General features: G+C 35.8%; 12 protein-coding genes and 1 tRNA gene. 7 read left to right on the forward strand and 6 right to left on the reverse strand.

Annotated elements, in window-relative coordinates; all coding sequences use genetic code 11:
• Positions 1–89 precede the first annotated feature (89 nt).
• Together V6255_RS11515 and V6255_RS11520 are read left to right on the forward strand one after the other, a co-directional pair.
• On the forward strand, positions 90–1,952 hold the full coding sequence (locus V6255_RS11515; protein ID WP_341628296.1) for a putative nucleotidyltransferase substrate binding domain-containing protein: 1,863 nt from the start codon (positions 90–92) through the stop codon (positions 1,950–1,952).
• A gap of 28 nt (positions 1,953–1,980) precedes the next feature.
• Entirely contained in the window at positions 1,981–2,706 is a 726-nt protein-coding gene (locus V6255_RS11520; RefSeq protein WP_341628297.1) for a 3'-5' exonuclease, read from the forward strand.
• Between the two features lie 444 nt (positions 2,707–3,150).
• On the opposite strand, the gene V6255_RS11525 is transcribed toward V6255_RS11520, so the two are convergent.
• Positions 3,151–3,891, reverse strand: a complete 741-nt coding sequence (locus V6255_RS11525) for an oligogalacturonate-specific porin KdgM family protein (RefSeq protein ID WP_341628298.1) — start codon at positions 3,889–3,891, stop codon at positions 3,151–3,153.
• Positions 3,892–4,671: 780 nt separating this feature from the next.
• Here V6255_RS11525 and V6255_RS11530 point away from each other — a divergent pair.
• Positions 4,672–6,471, forward strand: coding sequence for a sodium:solute symporter family transporter (locus V6255_RS11530; protein WP_341628299.1), 1,800 nt, complete (start codon positions 4,672–4,674; stop codon positions 6,469–6,471).
• A gap of 1,240 nt (positions 6,472–7,711) precedes the next feature.
• On the opposite strand, the gene V6255_RS11535 is transcribed toward V6255_RS11530, so the two are convergent.
• The 4 genes from V6255_RS11535 to V6255_RS11550 all read right to left on the reverse strand — a co-directional run bounded on the left by V6255_RS11535 (position 7,712) and on the right by V6255_RS11550 (position 16,199).
• On the reverse strand, positions 7,712–9,556 hold the full coding sequence (locus tag V6255_RS11535) for a polysaccharide lyase family 7 protein (protein ID WP_341628300.1): 1,845 nt from the start codon (positions 9,554–9,556) through the stop codon (positions 7,712–7,714).
• Positions 9,557–10,135: 579 nt separating this feature from the next.
• Positions 10,136–12,298: a hypothetical protein gene (locus V6255_RS11540; RefSeq protein ID WP_341628301.1), complete on the reverse strand. Its 2,163-nt coding sequence runs from the start codon at positions 12,296–12,298 to the stop codon at positions 10,136–10,138.
• 852 nt (positions 12,299–13,150) lie between these two features.
• Complete coding sequence (gene gorA / locus V6255_RS11545) at positions 13,151–14,515, reverse strand: glutathione-disulfide reductase (protein ID WP_341628302.1); 1,365 nt, start codon at positions 14,513–14,515, stop codon at positions 13,151–13,153.
• 556 nt (positions 14,516–15,071) lie between these two features.
• Positions 15,072–16,199 (reverse strand): phosphoserine transaminase, encoded by a 1,128-nt coding sequence (locus V6255_RS11550; protein ID WP_341628303.1) that lies wholly within the window; start codon positions 16,197–16,199, stop codon positions 15,072–15,074.
• A gap of 375 nt (positions 16,200–16,574) precedes the next feature.
• On the opposite strand from V6255_RS11550, the gene V6255_RS11555 reads away from it, so the two are divergent.
• From V6255_RS11555 to fbaA, 4 genes are all read left to right on the forward strand, one after another.
• A tRNA-Trp gene (locus tag V6255_RS11555) sits at positions 16,575–16,650 on the forward strand.
• A 514-nt stretch (positions 16,651–17,164) separates the two neighbouring features.
• The gene (locus V6255_RS11560) at positions 17,165–17,773 is read left to right on the forward strand and encodes a MarC family protein (protein WP_025564615.1); all 609 of its coding nucleotides are present in this window, start codon (positions 17,165–17,167) and stop codon (positions 17,771–17,773) included.
• 579 nt (positions 17,774–18,352) lie between these two features.
• Positions 18,353–19,525, forward strand: a complete 1,173-nt coding sequence (locus tag V6255_RS11565) for a phosphoglycerate kinase (protein ID WP_341628304.1) — start codon at positions 18,353–18,355, stop codon at positions 19,523–19,525.
• Between the two features lie 122 nt (positions 19,526–19,647).
• Positions 19,648–20,724 (forward strand): class II fructose-bisphosphate aldolase, encoded by a 1,077-nt coding sequence (fbaA, locus tag V6255_RS11570; RefSeq protein ID WP_160060285.1) that lies wholly within the window; start codon positions 19,648–19,650, stop codon positions 20,722–20,724.
• Between the two features lie 88 nt (positions 20,725–20,812).
• Here fbaA and V6255_RS11575 read toward each other — a convergent pair whose 3' ends face one another.
• On the reverse strand, positions 20,813–21,706 hold the full coding sequence (locus tag V6255_RS11575; protein ID WP_341628305.1) for a fructose bisphosphate aldolase: 894 nt from the start codon (positions 21,704–21,706) through the stop codon (positions 20,813–20,815).
• Positions 21,707–21,885 lie beyond the last annotated feature (179 nt).

A 21,885-nucleotide genomic window follows, 5' to 3' on the forward strand; every position in this document is an offset into this window, starting at 1 on the left:
TGTCTAGACTAAGGTTAATATGGTAGCCATCCTCTAGTAATGGAGAATGGCTTTTTTACATTAAATGGCTCTATTTTAAAGGATTATTTATGCCTCAAACATTAATTCCCAATATTCATGATTTCATATCGAAAATCGATCCTTTTGATAAGTTACCGCAAGATCTACAACGCAAAATAGCCTGCTGCATTAAAATTTCTTACTTAGCTAAAGGTGAGCAAGTTCATTTTGGTGGAGAACATGAATTACGTTATTTATATGTGATTCGAACTGGCTCAATGGAACAACGAAAACATAATGGCATGCTGCGAGCGAAGTTAGGTGCAGAAGATTTATTTGGTTTTACTTTCCTCGATGAACACAAAGAATCGCAAGAAGACTACAGCGCAATCGCCATAGAAAACACTTTATTATACTTAGTTCCCCATTCAGATTTGTTGAATCTCTTAGATGAATATCCAGACTTTGCAGAGCATTTTGCTAGTAATGTACAAGTACGTTTGCACTCGGCATTAGATGTTGTGTGGTCAGACAGTGAAAAAGGGGTATTTGTTAAAAAAGTATCTGAAGTATCGAGTGACAAAATTGTAGTCGTTGACTCAAGTACTCCCATTAGAAAAGTGGCTGAAGAGATCATGGCAGTTTGTTCTCCGACTGCTGTTATTACTGAAAATGGAAAAATTGTTGGTTTGGTAACTGACCGCGATATGACCAAGCGAGTGATCGTGGCGGGCTTAGATTATAACCGACCAGTAAAAGAGATCATGACACCTAATCCATTGACGGTAGGACCTAATGATTTAGTGCTAAAAGCATCATCTATTATGATGCAAAATAACGTGCGAAGTTTACCAGTTGTTGAAGGTAATAATGTTTTAGGGGTATTAACAACGACCCACTTAGTACGTAACAATAGAATTCAAGCTGTCTTTTTAATTGAAAAAATTAAATATGCAAATACCGTTGCCGATCTCACGAAGTTAACCCCAGAGCGCCAAGCGATATTTGAGGCATTAGTAGAAGGTAAAGTAAGTGGTGACATCATTGGCCATGTAATGACCATGATAATGGATGCCTATAATCGTAGACTATTGCAAATGGCTGAAGGACATTTTGGAAAGCCGCCTTGTGAGTTTGCTTGGATTGTTGCTGGATCTCATGCTCGAAATGAAGTGCATATGTTATCAGACCAAGATAATGCGATTATCTTAGCTGATACTGCAACTGCAGCAGATCGCATTTACTTCCAGGGTTTAGCTATGTGGGTATGTAATTCGCTAGATGCTTGTGCTTATCCATTATGTAGCGGTAAGTTTATGGCCGTTAATCCAAAATGGTGTATGCCTCTAAAAGTATGGAAAGCCTCTTATAGTAAATGGGTAGCAAATCCTGAATATGAAAGTTTATTAAATGTTACGGTATTTTTAGAGACGCGTTGGTTATACGGCAATGAAAGCTTTAATAAAGAACTTCAAGCTCATTTATTTTCCAGTATAAAAGACTCACATGTATTTTTATCTTCTATGGTACGAGATTCTGTATCGGTTAACCCTCCATTAGGCATTTTTAACTCTCTCGTATTGGAAAAAAGTGGTGAGAACTCTAAAACACTAAATATTAAAAAATTTGCTATCAATTTATTGGTCGATTTAGCGCGTATTTATGGTTTGTCATCGGGGTCTGAGAAAGCAGAAACCATGGCGCGCTTCAATCATGCTTATGAAAATAATTTATTAAGTGAAGATATGTTGAAAAATGTACAAGGATCATTTCAATTCTTGACACAAGTGCGTTTATCTCATCAGTTAAGTGCATTAAAAGAAGGAAAAGTGCCTGATAATAATATTATCCCAGATACTTTTGGTAGCTTTGAAAGAAAGCATTTAAAAGACGCATTTAGAATTATTGCTGATCTACAGGAATATACAAAGTTGAAGTTTGATCGTCAGTAATTAATTATTTGAGTAGAAGAGAGAATATATGCGTGCAATTTTCAACCATTTTCACCCATTAAATAAATTAAAGCGCGAACGTGAACGGTATTTAGTTAACCATGACGTACCTGATAATATAAAAACGTTATTATCGACTCCTTTACCAAGTTTAGACGATGATATATTTTCCTTGGATTATTTGTCGGTAGATTTTGAAACCTCTGGTTTTGACCCTAAAAATGACTCGTTATTGAGTGTTGGTTATCTACCTTTAATAAATCAGCAGTTGTTACTTAGTGAAGCAGTAGAAACATTGATTCAATCAGCTGAAAATATAAAAGCTGAAACGGCTGTTATCAACCATATCGTTCCTGAAATGCTTGAGCAAGGTAAGCCATGGGCTGAAGTAATGGATACTTTATTGGCTGAAGCGGTAGGTAAAGTACTTATTGTGCATGGTAGTGTAGTTGAAAAACGTTTCTTGAATCATTACATTGCTAAGCAGTATAAATTACCTCCTTTGCCTTTATTGTGGGTTGATACCTTGCAGATGGAAAAGTCATTACATATGTATAAAGATGATTCTGCAACAGATGACTTTCGTTTAGGCTCTATTAGAGCGCGTCATAACCTGCCTGAATACTCTGCTCATGGTGCTTTGGTTGATTCTTTAGCGACAGGTGAACTTTATTTAGCATTACTTAAAATACACTTTGAAGGAACAGATTCGAGTGTACGCTACATGAAGTTTGATTATACAAGAGCGCTATAAGCACTTATCAGTGTTTCCGTAATTTCTATTTAAGAAGCCTCTCAATAATGAAACTATTGAGAGGCTTTTGACGTCTTTGTGTGCAATTCTTTACCTACATTCAGCAATTGCAATAACCTTCTCTTATAAAGTAATACAAATGAATTTTTTAGTATGAAATTCAATCATATTTTTAATATTGATAAAGTATGTTTTTTAATTATTTATAATTGATAGGTATAATTGATAGGTTGTTAAATTTATTTGGTTAATTATATTTAATTGATATTAAAGGTAAAGGTAAGAGGCAGAGTGCTATGTATTATTGCCTGCATTATCAATAAGCCAAGTCTTCTTATGTATGTGGTTTTGTTGAACACATTTTAGGGGAAATTATAGGTGAAAAAAAACCACTTAGTTTTCTAAGCGGCTTTTATGATTAGACTCAATTAATCATTTTAAGGTTTAGAATTTGTATTTAATACCAGCACGGTAACGTGCTTGTCTTGAGCTTGTTCTTGAGCTTTCATCAACAGTCCAGATTTCTGCAAATGGACGCCAGTCACCAAATTGGTAGCCGACAACGATACCTGCGTCATATTCCCAATCTTTGTTATTAAATTGTCTTACTTTATCCCATGATTTTATGTAGTTTGCTTCATAACTTAGTTTAAGGTTAGGAAGGGAATCAATTTTATAAGCACCCGTTAATGTTACTTTAGATTTAGTTGGTCGATTTATTGTTTTACCTGTTTCAACATTAGTATCGCCATCAGTTGGATCTGAGTAGTTTGCAAATTCATGACGGTAACGTAACGCAGTTATTAAACCAAAGTCTGATTTATAAACAACACGAAGTTGAGGTTTGTAGGTGATTTTACGGTCTGTAAGGGCTATCGGCATACCTGGTTTGATTTGCCATTTACCTATTTTGTAGGTTAAACCTAAATCTAACTCTGTCTCTGTAAGTGTTATTTCACTAAGTGTTTTTGTTCTATCTGTACTTTCAAACTTCACTTCCATGCCAAGATTGGCTTTCAAATTATCAACGCTTTCTATGTTGAAGCCTGTACTTAATTTAACTCGGCTTTTTTCTCTATGATCATTCGCTCTCCACTCATGACGGAAGTCAATTTGTGCAGCAGAAGCAGCACTTGCTAATACGGTTGTTGCAACAGCAAAAATTAATTTATTTTGTAATTTCATTTTTATCATCCAATTTGACTTTAATTTTACGTTTTGGTTTTGTTGCTGCATATATTAGGGTGTTGTGTTTACTTTTAAACAATCAATCTTCCCTATGAAAAGCATTAAAACCGAAAGACTTTTTATGCCACACCTGATTTGTATTGGCATTTCATAATACAAATAGAATACATAATTATTGCGGTTTTGTTCTGTGAGTTCGCTCTAACTTTTTTGTGCCAAAATTTAACAAGTCAAAGTTAAAAATAATTTGTTGTTTTTTATCATAGTCTTAGGGTGTTTTTGTTGTTTTTTCAAACTAACTTATTAGTTCGTATAGAGAGCTAGGTAACATATTTGTTCTTTTTGTGACTTTATTTTTCAGTACTTTATTGTTTTTCTATTTACTCTGTGGCAAGACATTAAAACGCATATTTTATAAACTTAATAAGGCATTACTTTATACAGGCTTTTAATCAGATATGTTATTAATGAAGATCTTGATGATTTGATATCAATACAATTATTAAAAGTGCCTTATCTATTGTTTTTATTGGTTATAATAAAGTTTATTTAGTTTTAATTTTATCGGGTTTTTTCTCCTATTTTATCAATCCTGTGATACTTGCCACTTATTATTGATGACACTGTATTGATCAGTTAAATCTGATCTAGATTAAGTTCTTTATCATCACTGTTCATTAAATATGATTTCAATCACATACTTTTATTATTGTAATACAATTAATCCTCTCTCTGAGATATGGTCGTGCCAATCTTAATAACACAAAGGGTCTTGATATGGATTTTAATATATTAGTGGTAGGGGTTTATTTCTTATTCCTTATTGCCATCGGTTGGATGTTCAGAACATTCACCACAAATACAAGTGATTACTTTCGTGGGGGCGGTAACATGCTCTGGTGGATGGTAGGTTCTACTGCCTTCATGACCCAATTTAGTGCTTGGACCTTTACTGGTGCTGCTGGTAAAGCATACAACGATGGTTTCACTGTTGCGATTATCTTTATTGCTAACGCATTCGGTTACTTGATGAACTTCTTGTACTTCGCTCCTAAATTCCGTCAACTACGTGTTGTAACGGTAATTCAAGCGGTACGCCAACGTTTTGGTAGTAAAAACGAACAAGTATTTACTTGGACGGGTATGCCAAACAGTGTTATTAACGCGGGTATCTGGCTGAATGGTCTTGCTATCATTGCTTCTGGTATCTTCGGTGTAGATATTGAAACAACTATTTGGGCAACAGGTATTGTTGTATTAGTTATGTCGGTAACTGGCGGGTCATGGGCGGTAATCGCATCTGACTTTATGCAGATGGTTATCATCATGTCTGTAACGATTACTTGTGCAATTGTGGCGCTGAACCAAGGTGGTGGTATTTCAAACATCATTGAAGGTTTTGAGCAAACAAGAGAAGTTACTTTCCTTGTTGGTACAGAAGTCAATTACTTCAGTATCTTTGCTTTATGGTCTTTCTTCATCTTTGTTAAGCAATTCAGTATTACTAATAACATGCTTAACTCTTATCGCTACCTTGCGGCAAAAGATTCAAAAAATGCACGTAAAGCGGCATTACTAGCTTGTGTCTTAATGACGATTGGTCCAATCATTTGGTTCCTACCAAGTTGGTTCTTAGCATCTACTGGTGTTGATTTAACAGCGATGTACCCTGAAGCTGGTAAAAAAGCAGCAGATTATGCTTACCTTTACTTCGTAGATGAATACATGCCTGTTGGTATGGTTGGTTTACTTATCTCTGCTATGTTTGCGGCGACTATGTCTTCAATGGACTCAGGCCTAAACCGTAACTCAGGTATCTTTGTTAAAAACTTCTACCAAGTTGTTTTACGTCCAAAGGCAACTGAGAAAGAGCTAGTAACTTGTTCTAAAATAACTTCTACAGTATTCGGTATCATTATCATTTTAGTCGCGTTATTTATTAACTCGCTAAAAGGCCTGAGCTTATTCGATACAATGATGTATGTAGGCGCGTTAATCAGCTTCCCTATGACTGTTCCTGCTTTCTGTGGATTCTTTATCCGTAGAACACCGGATTGGGCTGCTTGGGCAACATTGATTGTTGGTGCTTGTGTATCTTACTACGTAGGTCTAGTTATCTCTGCAAGTGACATTCAAAACTGGTTCAATTTAGATACTGCTTTAACTGGTCGTGAGTGGAAAGATCTTAAAGTAGGTCTTGGTCTACTAGGTCATATCGTTATTACTGGTGGTTTCTTCTGTAGTACTATGCTGTTCTACAAAAAACTATCTCCTGAACGTGAGAAAGATGTTGATACTTTCTTCAACAACTTAGCGACTCCTCTACACAACGAGTCTAACGCTCAGCAACGTCTTGATAACAAACAACGTAAAATGCTTGGCCTATTAATTAGCTTCGCTGGTGTTGGTATTATGACAATGTTCTTCCTACCAAACCCATTCATGCAAAGCTTAATCTTTGTATTATGTGGCGGTATTGTACTAGCTATCGGTTTACTGTTAGTTAATGCGGTTGATGGTAATGTAAGTGATGACGACGATGATGAAGATAAAGATAGATTACCTGAAACAAATTAATCTCTCTTTACTCTGATTAACATCAGTTCATAAAAACGGTTAGTTTATCTAACCGTTTTTTTTTGCTTTTTATTTATCATCAAGCCTATAACTATCCCTATAAATAGGCGTTCTCTATCTTGGTGTATCAACCACAGGCTTTATTTGATGGTTATAGCAAAAGAATTAATAAGGTGATCATTCTTGCTGGTTAAAATTACCCCTAACTGCGTTCTGAGTTTTGAAGTGAGAACAACTATCTTCTATAACTCACGCCTTATTAGTGTTAATTTTTCCTGCGCAATTTCTGATCACTTATTTAATTCCATTGGTATTATTAATGAATGAGGCATTATTAAATTTAAGGTGAGCAATAGAAAGGTAAGTGCTGCTAATACAATCGCTGGAAGCTTTTTTGTATATAGTTAACCTGATACATTACACCTTGTTTATAATCACATAACCGTTCTCTGTCATTGGTTTTATACCTCATTGGCACTAGATAGGGTTATTGTGTGAGCGGCTATCTAGGCCCTTTCATTGAGGCTATATTATTTTATCCTCGTTCGCTTAAACTACCGTCATTATTAGTTTTCTAATAAAACGCTTCCCTTTGAAAGAATATAAACTCGTTGCATTAATTCTAACTATAGCCGTAAGCTGTAATTCTTAATCGTCTTATAAGTTTGAGTAGAATTCATTACTCCATAATTAGCCTTAATGTATTATCTATGGTTTTTAAAATCGAATAGAATTTGAGGGTTATTTGAAGTATTTATAGTGTTTTTCATCCTATATACCCATCTCCATTCAAAGTGCAAAAATTAGTAAATTTTGACGTAAACAGATTCTAGGCATAAAGGTAAAGATCTAATAGGTTAAATCGATACTTTATAGCAACGAAGTTAGTGCCTTACGGCTTCTCCTGTGGATCGCCAACTCGGCAAAGTACTACTTGTGTAACATTCGATAAGGACTCGCCATTGTCGTCATGTTACGTCTTGTATTGGTGTCCGAGTTAACGATTGAATAATACATCTGGATTGGTAACGGGTATAGGCTGTTTGAATACAGAAAAGGGTAGTAACAATAAGGAGGTTTTAGTGTGATGAAGTCTCAACTGTTAGGTCAGTGGTTATGACTTAGAGTGTTTTTTATGGGGAACTTATTGTATAAAAAAGCCAATTATTAATTGCTTAATAATTGGCTAAATAAGTAAATTTAACAAGATGTTTAAAAAAGTTAATGCTTAGATCTTTTGTTAATGTGTTTTACTTAAAGAATAGAAGGTTACCTGTACATAATCAGAAGTATCGCCTGAGTTATTTTGATTATAAGCTCCTGCTTTGAAGTACATGTAATCTTCGAGTGTTTCTCCATCTTTTACATAGTATCCATCATAACCACTGTTTTCCATATTGACAGTTTGAGTAATGGTATCTTTGCCATCTCGCATAATGCTAACGTTCAGAGTATTGCCAACAACATCAATTTCAAAACTGAATTTTTCGTCCAGTTCAATACCATCTTCAGGCTCACTTGCACTATTACTTCTTGAACCAATCATGTTGTACCATTGTTCACTGTTACCATTACTTGGTTCATGAGCAATGTAAATGGACCCTTTAGTGTGACCATCTAATAAACGGTAATATACACGAACTGGCTCATCACTTGCTGCATGAATTTGACCAATAATGACACGACCCTGATGAGAACTATTACCTGTACTTGTTACATGATTAACGGCTAATGTTGCGATCATATTACCATCTACGCCACCTGCATCATCTTGTTGATCTTCCGGTGCATTACTGAATACCCAGTTGTTTTCATTAACGCCTTGAGTATTAATGCGAGTATTTTCACCTCGCAACATCTCACGGAATTCTGTTCGAGAGTATGAAGTGCCTGAAGATGTGCGGGCTCCTCCGATATAATCTCTAAAAACCATACCTCCATCAATTTTATTAGTCCAGAAGTAGTCCTCTAACTCATAGCCGTCATTTAATTCTTCTACTGTGATTGTCGTTGCTTTTGCATAACCGTCACCTTCACCATTATCAATGGGCACGCTTAAGTTCCATGTCGAAAGATCGAAGTTATCTGACGGTGGAAGGTCTGGGTCTAGTGCATTCATGTCTAGAGATGTTGTTTCATCATTATAATCGCTTTCACTATAAGTGATTGCCTTAAACTGTACGACACTATTACCATTTGTATATTGGTTATAAACGCCTGCTTTAAAGTAACTGTATAACTCTGACCAATAACTGATATCAATATTTACTTTATTACTATTATCCACATTGATAATTAATGTTTCATTACCCACTATAACTTCAAAATTAGTTGGGCTATTTGCATCGTAATCACTCAAGTAATAGAAGTCATACGAGTCTGGGCAATTATTATTGTAGTTAGGGTTACTTTCATTCTTACATTCGTAAGCATTTGTTTTAATGATTGCCCAATAAGCATTGTTATATGAATTACCAGTAGCATCGTCAGTACGGTTTTCACCATCCCAGACAACACGTAATAAAGGATGTGATAAAACACTATTGTCAGTTACGCCTGCCGTACCCTTGTTATGTACCTGTAATAAAGTGATCTCTTCACCATCGGTACTATTGGCAACCGATGTAGATGGTGAAATAGGTAATATATCAGCAGTTAACGTATATTTTGTATCTGCCGAGTTAGTTAAAAAGTTTTCTGTGAAGCGAAGTTCAGCGCGATTACTATCACCTTCCATTTCAAAGGTTAACCAACCTGAATCCGTATCAATATAAAAGTATTCGCTGTCATAACCTTCATATTCTCCTGCATCAACAACATCAGATTTTGAGCAAGTATTATTAATGTCATCATCAGTACAATCAGATAGGTCTGTTTGTTGTAAATTTGCATTATCAAGTGCATCTACATACTGAGAGTAATCATAAGGTACGCCAGTATATTCAACGCTAGATTCCGAATCTGTAGAACCAATGTTAGTTGAGTTTGTATCTGTTGAACTTGAGTCAGAAGAGCTACCACCTCCTCCGCCACAAGCGCTGAGTAATAATGTTAATAAAAGAGTGCTTGTTAATTTATATTTCACAGTAAAAATTCCATTTAATAAAGGTTAATGAGCGCTGTTTCAGGTTAGCGTTATCTCTCTATTTTGAGCGATTAATCGTATTCAGATTCAATTATAATACAAATAAAAAATGGGCAAATTATAATGTTTTAAAAGTGATAAGTTGGCAGTTAATATTGATGTAAAGATGATTAATGCTAGAGATATGTTTTTGTTGATTAAGTGGAAATATATTATATAGATTTAATACTTTGAGTTGGTATAAAAGGTAGTTTTAGAAACTGATTATACTAATTACATTAAATAAGTGATCTAAATTTTGCGCAGGAAAAATGACTTAGTTTAAGGCATAAATTGAGTTAAATGATGTTCTCTTTACGAAGTTTACAATGAAGAAATAAGTTATTTTAACAAATAAAATAGATAGGTTAATTGTTGTGATTGATGCTGGATGACGACAATTTTTTTAAAATGTGATGTTCTTAATGATATTCATTGAATATAAACAAAAAAATATCGTTCATTTTCATGAACGATATTTTTAATATTTATCAAGTTTGACCTTAAATAATTATGACTTCATTTTCAACCGTCTAACTACTAAAAATTTAATAGCTCAGAGGTTGCTTCAGAAGAACTAGTATTGTAAGGAGGTACTAATGAGTCGCCTTCAACATCATCATTAAAATCATCACTGTAGACTTCTGCTGTTTGGTCTAAAATAACAATATCATCTACGTTTAGCTCAAATGTAGATACATCGTCATTACCGCCCAATCTAAATGCAACCGTTTGCACTGTTGTTGGATCTCGACTTTCAAAAGATTCTGAGAAAGTAGCTCCGCCATCTATCGATAGTGAATAAGTCGTTTCATCCCATGCAACTACAACATCAATCGCATCACCAGGTGTGTAAGTTAAGCCTTCAATAGTTTGTTGAGAGCCTGAGCTATCACGGTATCTAATTCTACCATCACTGATGATGATAATTTCTCCGTGTGTGCCTGTTGATGAATTTGCTGAAGAATAAAGTGTTATGAATGCTGAGTTGGTTAAGTTATCACCAGCTGCATTTTCAACTTGAATCGTATCGGCATCTTCTTGTAATTGAATTGTTGCACTTACTTGGCCTTCTAGAATACTACTTACGGATGCTTGATCTTCAAGTACAATTCTTAATTCGCCAGTATCACCAACAGTGGTATCTAGTATATGTGCGCCTAGATTTACGCCCGTTTCATCAACGACTTCTTCTTCTACTACGTCATCTTCAGTAGCTTCGCCACCAAAGTTCAATAGTTCAGAAGTTGCTTCAGAAGAGCTAGTATTGTAAGGAGGTATTAATGAGTCACCTTCAACATCATCATTAAAATCATCACTGTATACTTCTGCTGTTTGATTTAAAATAACAATATCATCTACGTTTAGCTCAAATGTAGATACATCGTCATTACCGCCCAATCTAAATGCAACCGTTTGCACTGTTGTTGGATCTCTACTTTCAAAAGATTCTGAGAAAGTAGCTCCGCCATCTATCGATAGTGAATAAGTCGTTTCATCCCATGCAACTACAACATCAATCGCATCACCTGGAGTGTAAGTTAAGCCTTCAATAGTTTGTTGAGAGCCTGAGCTATCACGGTATCTAATTCTACCATCACTGATGATAATAATTTCGCCGTGTGTACCTGTTGATGAATTTGCTGAAGAATAAAGTGTTATGAACGCTGAGTTGGTTAAGTTATCACCAGCTGCATTCTCAACTTGAGTCGTATCAGCATCTGCTTGTAATTGAATCGTTGCACTTACTTGGCCTTCTAGAATACTACTTACGGATGCTTGATCTTCAAGTACAATTCTTAATTCACCGGTATCACCAACAGTGGTATCTAGTATGCGAGCCCCTAGATTTACGCCCGTTTCATCTACGACGACTTCTTCTGCGTCATCTTCAGTAACTTCGCCACCAAAGTTTAATAGCTCAGAAGTTGCTTCAGAAGAACTAGTATTGTAAGGAGGTACTAATGAGTCACCTTCAACATCATCATTAAAGTCATCACTGTATACTTCTGCTGTTTGGTCTAAAATAACAATATCATCTACGTTTAGCTCAAATGTAGATACATCGTCATTACCACCCAATCTAAATGCAACTGTTTGCACTGTTGTTGGATCTCTACTTTCAAAAGATTCTGAGAAAGTAGCTCCGCCATCTATCGATAGTGAATAAGTCGTTTCATCCCATGCAACTACAACATCAATCGCATCACCTGGAGTGTAAGTTAAGCCTTCAATAGTTTGTTGAGAGCCAGAGCTATCACGGTATCTAATTCTACCGTCACTGATGATAATAATTTCGCCGTGTGTACCCGTTGATGAATTTGCTGAAGAATAAAGTGTTATGAACGCTGAGTTGGTTAAGTTATCACCAGCTGCATTCTCAACTTGAGTCGTATCGGCATCTGCTTGTAATTGAATCGTTGCACTTACTTGGCCTTCTAGAATACTACTTACGGATGCTTGATCTTCAAGTACAATTCTTAATTCACCAGTATCACCAACAGTAGTATCTAGTATACGCGCACCTAAATTTGAAGTTGTTTCTGTTTCTGTTCCTGTACCAGGATCAGTTTCTACAACTGGGTCTGGAGTTGGCTCCTGGAACTCTAAATCACTACCACAACCAAATACTAAACTTGTGCTTAGTATTGCAGCTGCTATTTTAGTTAATTTCATTTTTTGTCCCTTCTTAGTCTTGCGCATGTATTTCTCCTTAATGAATTATTTTCGTATTTACTAGATGATTGTTAAGGAATAGCTAAAAAGGGTCAAACCCGACGACGCCATAAAATGATCTTGCTCTCATTAGTCTTTTTATATGTTTCATAAAGTAGATCTAGTCATCATTTTTTAGAGTGTTTTGAAATTTATTTGTATGTTTATTTAAAGGTTTTTGGCATGTGAAATCGATTTTATATTGTTAGATTATATTTTTTATTCTTTTTTTAAAATTAACTTTTATTTAACTAGTTTTATTTAATTTGTTTTAAAACAAATGTTTATACTATTTTTTGTTTGGTTTTATATAGATTGTTTTTTATTGTTAAATTCAAATTAAAGTATCTTAATGAGGCGTCACTATTTATAGTTTTGTATGAGTAATGAGTTTCTCACCTATCTATTTAAATGAATAAAGTTTTAATACAGATCAGTAACTTATAATATATTCTTTTGACAACCTTTATACTTAACAATAAGCTTCAGGTTATTAATTTAATAGAGTTAAGAAGAAACTACTAATCGAATAATTGAGTAAAGTTAAGTTGAATTTTATTATTAATGTAGTGAAATCAATGGTCCCTTATTCAAGCTAATAAATAAGAAAATGCATTTTTATTCGTTATAAATTTCATCCATTATTGAGCTAGAAGTTTATTCAAAGTGTTAGATCGTTTATTTTTTGAAGGTAGAGGGGGAAGCAATAAGGTTAATGAAATATATTCTGTAAAGGCAGTTAAAAAGTAACGCACAAGAGCAAAATAAGCTTCGTTTGCGTTACTTTTAAATATTTTAAATAAAGTTAATATCTACAATAAGATTTTACTTATCGCTGCTTTAGCGCATAGTAACGAACTCTTCAGAACCCGTTGGATGTATCGCTACAACACTATCAAAGTCTGCTTTAGTTGCGCCCATCTTCATTGCAATACTAAAGCCTTGGATCATTTCATCAACAGCAAAGCCAATACCGTGTAAACCAACAACAACTTCATTCTCACCAGCACAAACTAGTTTCATTTTACAAGGTTGGCGGTGTTTAGTGATAGCGGAGTACATTGCAGTAAAACCTGATTGATATACTTTCACACTCTTCTCACCGTACTGCTCAATGGCTTCTTGTTCTGTTAAGCCGATAGTGCCGATAGGCGGGTGGCTAAATACAACCGTTGGAATTAAATCATAATCCATTTTTGCATCTGGTTTGTTATTGAATAAACGTTCAGAAAGTTGACGTCCTGCTTTAACGGCCACAGGTGTCAATTCAACACCGCCTTCCATAATGTCACCAACACAATAAATACCCTGGATGTTTGTTTCTTGGTATTCATCTACTTTGATGTAACCTGCTGAATTTGTTTCAACACCTGTTGCTGCTAGATTAATAGAATCTGTTGCAGGGTGACGGCCTATTGCCCAAATTAAGGTATCAACATTTTGGCTTTGTCCGTTTTCAAGATGCAGGGTAATACTGCCATCTGCTTCTTTAGTTACTTCTTTAGGTGTTGAGTGAGTATGTAGAGTAGGGCCTTCTGCAGCCATTACTTCAACTAAAGTGTCTACTATTAATGGATCAAAACTACGTAATGGAGATTCCTTACGCACGAACAGGTGTGTTTCTGTTCCTAATGCGCTTAATACGCCTGCAATTTCAACGGCGATATAACCCGCACCAACAATCGCGACACGCTTAGGTTGTTCAACAATGTCGAAGAAACCATTGGAATCAATACCTAGCTCTGCGCCAGGTACGTTAGGGATAGTAGGGCGGCCACCTGTTGCAATAGTAATATGTTGAGCTGTGATCTGCTTACCATTCACTTCTATTGTATTTTTATCAACAAAAGTGGCAAAACCTTTAATCACTTCAACATTATTATTACCTAGAACACGATCGTAAGATTCATGTATACGTCCGATATAAGCTTGGCGGTTTTCAACCATTTTTGCCCAGTTAAATCCTTTAACATCTAAATCAAAACCATAATCTTCAGCATAAAGATTAATAGCTTCAGCAACTTGTGCACCATGCCACATCACTTTTTTAGGAACACATCCAACATTTACACAGGTACCACCTAGATCTTTAGCTTCAATTATCGCTACTTTTGCACCGTACATTGATGCTCGATTGGCTGAAGCAATGCCGCCACTTCCGCCACCGATACAAATGTAATCAAAATCGAATTGTTTGTTGCTCATGGTGCACCTCATTTTTCTAGTGTTGTATGTTAGGTAGTAAGACTGGTTTAATTATTTTTATGAAGAGTAAGTTACAGCATTGCAGTAAAAAACTATAGAGTTTGTAATTAATTTTGTGCTTTACGGAGACAATTTTTTTGTATGTTAAATGTGTATTTTCAGTATTCGTGGTTAAATTGCTTTTGGCTTAAAAGCTAATAATGAAAAAACTATTTTATGGTTTTTAGCTTTTGACCTTAACTTCTTTACCCTTCGTGGTCAAATGGCTTTGATTTAAAAAGCAAGCTACCACGAAGCGCTACGCTTCACGAAGGACACGAGGAAAATCTAATGATTATGAATAAGTTCTTTTATATTTTTAGCCATTAGCCTTTAATTTCTTTATCTTTCGTCTCTTCGTGGTTAAATTACTTTTGACTTAAAACCAAACGACCACGAAGTCCTACGCTTCACGAAGGACACGAAGAAAAGCTAATAATGAAAAAGCTATTTTATGGTTTTAGCTTTGGACCTTAACTTCTTTACCCTTCGTGGTTAAATGGTTTTGATTTAAAAGCTAAGCGTTAGTAACTGTTTGATAAGCCCATGTTAACCATGGCATTAGGGCTTCTAAATCGCTTTTTTCTACCGTACTACCACACCAAATACGTAAGCCACTTGGTGCGTCTTTATAGGCTGCAATATCAAAAGCGACTTCTTTGTCTGTTAGTAATTTGATGAATTGCTTTAATTGATCGTTTGATAAGTTAACTGATAGGCAAACACTGGTATTAGAACGACTACTTTCTTTTTCTGCTAAAAAGTTAATCCATTCATTATTGTCTACAAATGATGATAACACTGCTAAGTTATCTTGCGATTTTTTAATACTTGCAGCAACGCCACCGATAGATTTGACCCAATTTAATGCATCTTGATAATCTGCTACACATAACATAGAAGGGGTGTTGATCGTCGCGCCAGTAAAGATACCGTCAATTAACTTTCCGTCTGCCGTTAATCTGAATATTTTAGGTAATGGCCAACTCGGTGTGTAACTCTCTAAACGTTCAACAGCACGAGGACTTAATATAATCACACCGTGTCCACCTTCGCCGCCCAACACTTTTTGCCAGCTAAACGTAGTGACATCTAACTTTTCCCATGGCATTTCCATCGCAAACACAGCAGATGTCGCATCACAAATTGTTAAACCTTCACGGTTATCACTAATAAAGTCTGCATTCTCTACTTTTACACCAGAGGTTGTACCGTTCCAGGTAAAAATACAATCATTCTCTGGTTTTACTTGTGTTAAATCTGGTAGCTGACCGTAATCCGCTTTAATTTCATTTACGTTGGGTAGTTTTAATTGTTTAGTGATATCTGCATACCAACCTTGACCAAAAGATTCCCAATAACAAATATCAACAGCACGTGGACCTAACATTGACCACATGATCATTTCCATTGCACCCGTATCTGAAGCGGGAACAATACCAACACGATAACCTTCCGGTAAGCCTAATAACTCAGCCGTATCAGTGATCACTTGTTGCAATGCATTTTTACCAATATTAGAACGATGTGAGCGGCCTAAAGTACTTAAATCTAATTTGTTAATATCGTAACCAGGACGTTTAGCACAAGGGCCAGATGAGAAATTAGGTGTCGTTGGTTTAATTGTAGGTTGTGGGCTGCTCATTCGTTCAGGTCCTTTTAAAGAAACAATTGCATGATATTGATTAAAAACTAAGTGTATTACTAAGCTGATAATGGGGGAAGATAAAAAATAATTTTATTTAGTGATGTTGTACAGCATCTTGGATTCAGATCATGAGTGAAAAATAAGCATAAACAACAAGACTTATTGTCATTTATAGTTATTTTTGAATCGTTTCTTCATTATCTCTTTTATCCTAATATTTAAGATAGCACCTCCATAATTTAAGCACGGTCGATCAAGGCCATTATTTATAAAGGTGATTATTAAATTTGTTTGTTTTACAAGCAGTCATTTAAGTTTGGAAAAAAAGCGCTTTACTTTAAAATTGGCTTAGGTATTATCCGTTCGGTCTGCAGGGGTGTAGTTCCAACGGCAGAACGACGGATTCCAAATCCGTATGTTGGGAGTTCGAATCTCTCCACCCCTGCCACATTCAGATGAAACCCTAGCGAGAAATCGTTAGGGTTTTTTCGTTTTTAGCTTATTTATTTCTAAACGGTTTACTTTTGAACTGCCCATTTCTAAATTATCAATATCTCATCGATTCGTTATCTTTTTATTTGCCTCAACTGATTTACTATTATATTTCCAGTGGAATTCTCATGTAGTCCGCTCAATACCTTTATTTTTAATGCTTTTATATTGTTATTAATAAAGTTAAGAGGAGTAGGTTCATTCATTGATTTTAAAATTATTGTGTGTGCATTCATGGAACTCGTTACTTTGTTTTCCACTCTTTAGGCTACGAGTGTTGAATATGATTAATTCAAATAAATAATGGTTTTATTTAGCGGGTTAAAATAACTGATTTATACTTGTAATAAAGCCTTCTCATAATGTAACTTGGCTTCAATAATAGGCTTGTGTATTAGATTACTAATAATCGTGAATTATTCAAAATAGATGCAATGATGGAAATTAACCCCTACTGAAATGGAACCGATATGATTGATTACGTTGCTACTTTTATTTTTTTGTTTGCTGTTATAGACCCTATCGGTACTATTCCTGTTTTTATTGCGGTGACAAGTCGTTTTAATAAAAAAGAGAAAAGGAAGGTGGCGATAAAAGCCTCATTATATGCAGCGATCATTTTGCTTTTTTTCTTAGCCGCAGGGGAATATATTTTAACCTCAATTGAGATACCTTTATCGGCATTTCAAATAGCGGGTGGGATCATTCTATTCTTATTCGCGCTTTCAATGATTTTTGGTGAAAGTAAGCCAGATATTGAACTTAAGATTGCACCTAAAGAAAGTGAAACGGCGATCTTCCCACTTGCGACACCTTCAATCGCAAGCCCTGGTGCTATGCTAGCAGTTGTTTTGTTAACTGAAAATGCCAGTTACTCTCTTTGGGAACAAACACAAACTGCTTTAGTTATGATCTTAGTGTTAATTATTACGCTTATATTAATGTTACTGGCTAGTCATATTCATCGTGTTATTGGTAATGCTGGGGCAAGTTTGATTAGTCGTGTGATGGGGATGGTATTAGCTTCTGTTGCTGTGGCGAATGTATTAGCAGGTATTAAAGAGTATTTTGCGATGTGATGTTTAAATCGATTCGCTGTGAGGATGTGGTTTGGTTATTAACAATCGTCATTCATAACTAAACATTGGTAACTAAAGATTGATAACTAAAGATTGATAGCTAAACATTAATAACTGAAGAGGGCAGGTTAGTCATTACTCTTTAAAAGCCTGTTCTTGTTTCTATTTCACTTAATAATTATACCAATTCCGCTTGATAGCGGTTGTTGATTCCACTTAATAATTTGTTAATTTTCTTTTTAAATAAACAATCATTATGTTTGTCTTTTCATAAAAAAGAACAATTATTTACATAAAATGTTGCTTTGTCTTTACTAACTTTTAAATTTGATTCGTTATCTTTCATAAAAAGCGCGTTATTAAATGATTCAAATCAAACCATTGCAGCTCACTAAAAAGGTAAATTACACACCACTGTTATTTGTGATCGATGTAACAAACAGTTTGGTTTATAATGCGCTCGGTATTAAAGAACAGTTCGACAATGTTGCACTTCAGACTGTGTGATAGCTGAGCCTGCTAATTGGCAGGTAAGAAATAAGAATTCTATAGTTTTCAAATAAAATGAGAGGACACATCATGTCAGTAAAAAAAATGGTTGATCTAGATTTAGCCGGTAAACGTGTATTTATCCGTCAAGATCTTAATGTTCCAATTAAGGACGGCAAAGTTACATCTGATGCACGTATTCGTGCTTCTATCCCTACAATCAAGTTAGCACTAGAAAAAGGTGCGAAACTAATGATTACTTCTCACCTAGGTCGTCCTACTGAAGGTGCTTCAGCTGAAGAAAATGCAGCATTCTCTCTACAACCTGTTGTTGATTACTTAAATGAAGCATTAGATGTACCTGTACGTCTAGCAACTGATTACCTAAACGGCGTAGAAGTAAATGCTGGTGAAGTTGTTGTGCTTGAAAATGTTCGCTTTAATAAAGGCGAAAAGAAAAACGATGAAACATTATCTAAGCAACTTGCTGCGTTATGTGACGTTTACGTAATGGATGCATTTGGTACGGCTCACCGTGCTCAATCTTCTACTAACGGTGCTGGTCTATTTGCTCCTGTTGCTTGTGCTGGTCCTTTATTGGCTGCAGAACTTGAAGCACTAGGTAAAGCAATGGATAACCCTGCTCGCCCATTAGTTGCGATTGTTGGTGGTTCTAAAGTATCAACTAAACTAACGGTTTTAGAGTCTTTATCTAAAATTGCTGACCAATTGGTTGTTGGTGGTGGTATTGCGAATACATTTATCGCAGCACAAGGCCATAATGTTGGTAAATCATTATACGAAGCTGATTTAGTAGAAACAGCTAAGAAACTAATGGTTGATTGTGCAATCCCTGTTGCCACTGACGTTGCCTGTGCAAAAGCATTCGATGAAAACGCTGAAGCTGAAATCAAAAATGTTGATGACGTGCAAGATGACGATATGATTTTTGACTTAGGTCCAGATTCAACAGCTGCTTTAGCGGCTATCTTAAAAGATGCAAAAACAATCCTTTGGAATGGCCCAGTAGGTGTTTTTGAGTTTAAAAACTTCGAAGCAGGTACGGCTGGTATTTCTAAAGCAATCGCAGATTCAGATGCATTCTCAGTTGCTGGTGGTGGTGATACATTGGCTGCAATTGATAAATTTAACATCACGGCTGACGTATCTTACATTTCAACGGGTGGCGGTGCTTTCCTTGAGTTTGTTGAAGGTAAAGAGTTGCCAGCGGTGGCAATGTTAGAATTACGTGCCAACGATTAATCAAATGTTTATAGCGAGGTTTTTATCTCGCTTTTTTATACGAATTCTTTGTGACATAATTAACTAAGAATTAGAAAAAATTAGACTCAATTTAATTTTTAACAATAGATAGGATATATCTCATGACTAAGATTTTAGACGTTGTACAACCTGGTGTTATCACTGGTGATGATCTTCAAAAAGTATTTGCAGTTGCAAAAGAACATAAATTTGCACTTCCAGCGGTAAACGTTGTTGGTTCTGATTCAATCAATGCTGTACTTGAAGCTGCTGCTAAAGTTAAAGCACCGGTTGTAATCCAGTTCTCTAATGGTGGCGCTGTATTTAACGCTGGTAAAGGCCTTAAACTTGACGGTCAAGAAGCTGCTGTTCTTGGTGCTGTTTCTGGTGCTAAGCACGTTCACGCAATGGCTGCTGCTTACGGTGTTCCAGTTATTCTACATACAGACCACGCTGCTAAAAAATTACTACCATGGATTGACGGATTACTAGACGCTTCTGAAGCACATTTTGCAGAAACTGGTAAGCCACTATTCTCTTCTCACATGATCGATCTTTCTGAAGAACCTCTAGAAGAAAACATCGAAATCTGTGGTCGTTACCTAGCGCGTATGGCTAAAATGGGCATGACGTTAGAAATCGAACTAGGTTGTACTGGTGGTGAAGAAGACGGCGTTGATAACTCTGATATGGATGAGTCTTTACTTTATACTCAACCATCTGAAGTTGATTACGCATACGTTGAATTATCAAAAATCAGCCCTCGTTTCACTATCGCTGCTTCTTTTGGTAACGTACACGGTGTATACAAGCCAGGTAATGTTAAATTAACACCTACAATCTTACGTGATTCTCAAAAATTCGTTTCTGAAAAACACGGTCTTGTTGAAAACTCATTAAACTTCGTATTCCACGGTGGTTCTGGTTCTTCTGAAGCAGAAATTCAAGAATCTATCGGTTACGGTGTTATCAAAATGAACATCGATACAGATACACAGTGGGCATGTTGGGATGGCGTTCGTGTTTACGAAGCTGCTAACCGTGACTTCCTACAAGGTCAAATCGGTAACCCAACGGGTCCTGATGCGCCTAACAAAAAATACTACGATCCACGTGTATGGTTACGCGCAGGTCAAGCATCAATGGTTACTCGTTTAGAGAAAGCATTCTCTGACCTTAATGCAGTAGACGTACTATAATTTAACCCTTATTGGGTTAACTTTATAAGTAGATAGAGCCAGCTTAATTGCTGGCTTTTTTTGCCGTTCACTTTCTTATTTAAAAAGCCTAAGTTTTTGACGCTGTATAAATAGGCTCAATTGTCGCAGATAATGCGGCGTTGAAATCAATGTCTGCTTGTCCTGAAAATAAATTGTTAGTCAATACTCGAGAGAAACTAGCAATCACCCCATTATTTTCGGTTAATCGATTGTTTGCTTCTTCAATCGGGTAACCCCCTGATAAAGCCACAACCTTCACAACATTAGGGTGGGCAACACACTCTTGATAGAAGTTTGCTGACTCAGGTAACGATATCTTTAGCATCACTAGCTCATTATTGCTGAGTAGATCTAATTGCTTTAGAAGCTCTGTTTTTAATAGTGCCTCTGCGGCTGCTTTTTCTGGACTGTGGATATCAATTTCTGGTTCAATAATTGGGACTAAACCTGCTGCACAAATTTGTTTAGCAACGTTAAACTGTTGCTCAACTAATTTCTGTATTCCCACTGGATCCGCTAGTTTTATAACTGAACGCATTTTGGTACCAAATACATTTTTTGCTTTTGCTTTTTTTAATAATGCGTCCAAGCCAGGAATGTCCTTCATAAGTTGCACACCATCAGCTTGGGCTTCTAAGCCTTTGTCAACTTTAAGGAATGGAACTATATTTTTTTCTTCCCATAAATAAAGTGAAGAAGCTTTACCTTCGATTTCACGATCTAATGTATTTTCAAATAAAATGGCGCCAATGACGCGATCTCCACCAAATGAAGGGCTAGTAATAGTGCGAGAGCGCATTGCATGCACTAAATTAAACATCTCTTCATCGTTACTGTAAGCGTCTTCATTCACGCCATAGGTTTTAAGTGCGGTAGGAGTACTACCGCCGCTTTGATCTAATGCAGCAATAAATCCTAATTCTGTTTTAAATCTATTAAGTTGTTTTTCAAATGTTTGCATGGCTAAATCTCAGAAGGCTAATTATCGTCACTTCAATATATATATCCTTTTTCTTAATTGCAAATGATTATCATTAACTTTTATTGTCGGTGTATTATTAAACTCAATATATATTGATTAATATTAGGGCGTGTTGATCTTTGATGCTCAATAATTACTCAGCATGTATAGGGGGCCAC

Source organism: Psychromonas arctica (assembly GCF_038155225.1).
GTDB lineage: Bacteria > Pseudomonadota > Gammaproteobacteria > Enterobacterales > Psychromonadaceae > Psychromonas > Psychromonas arctica_B.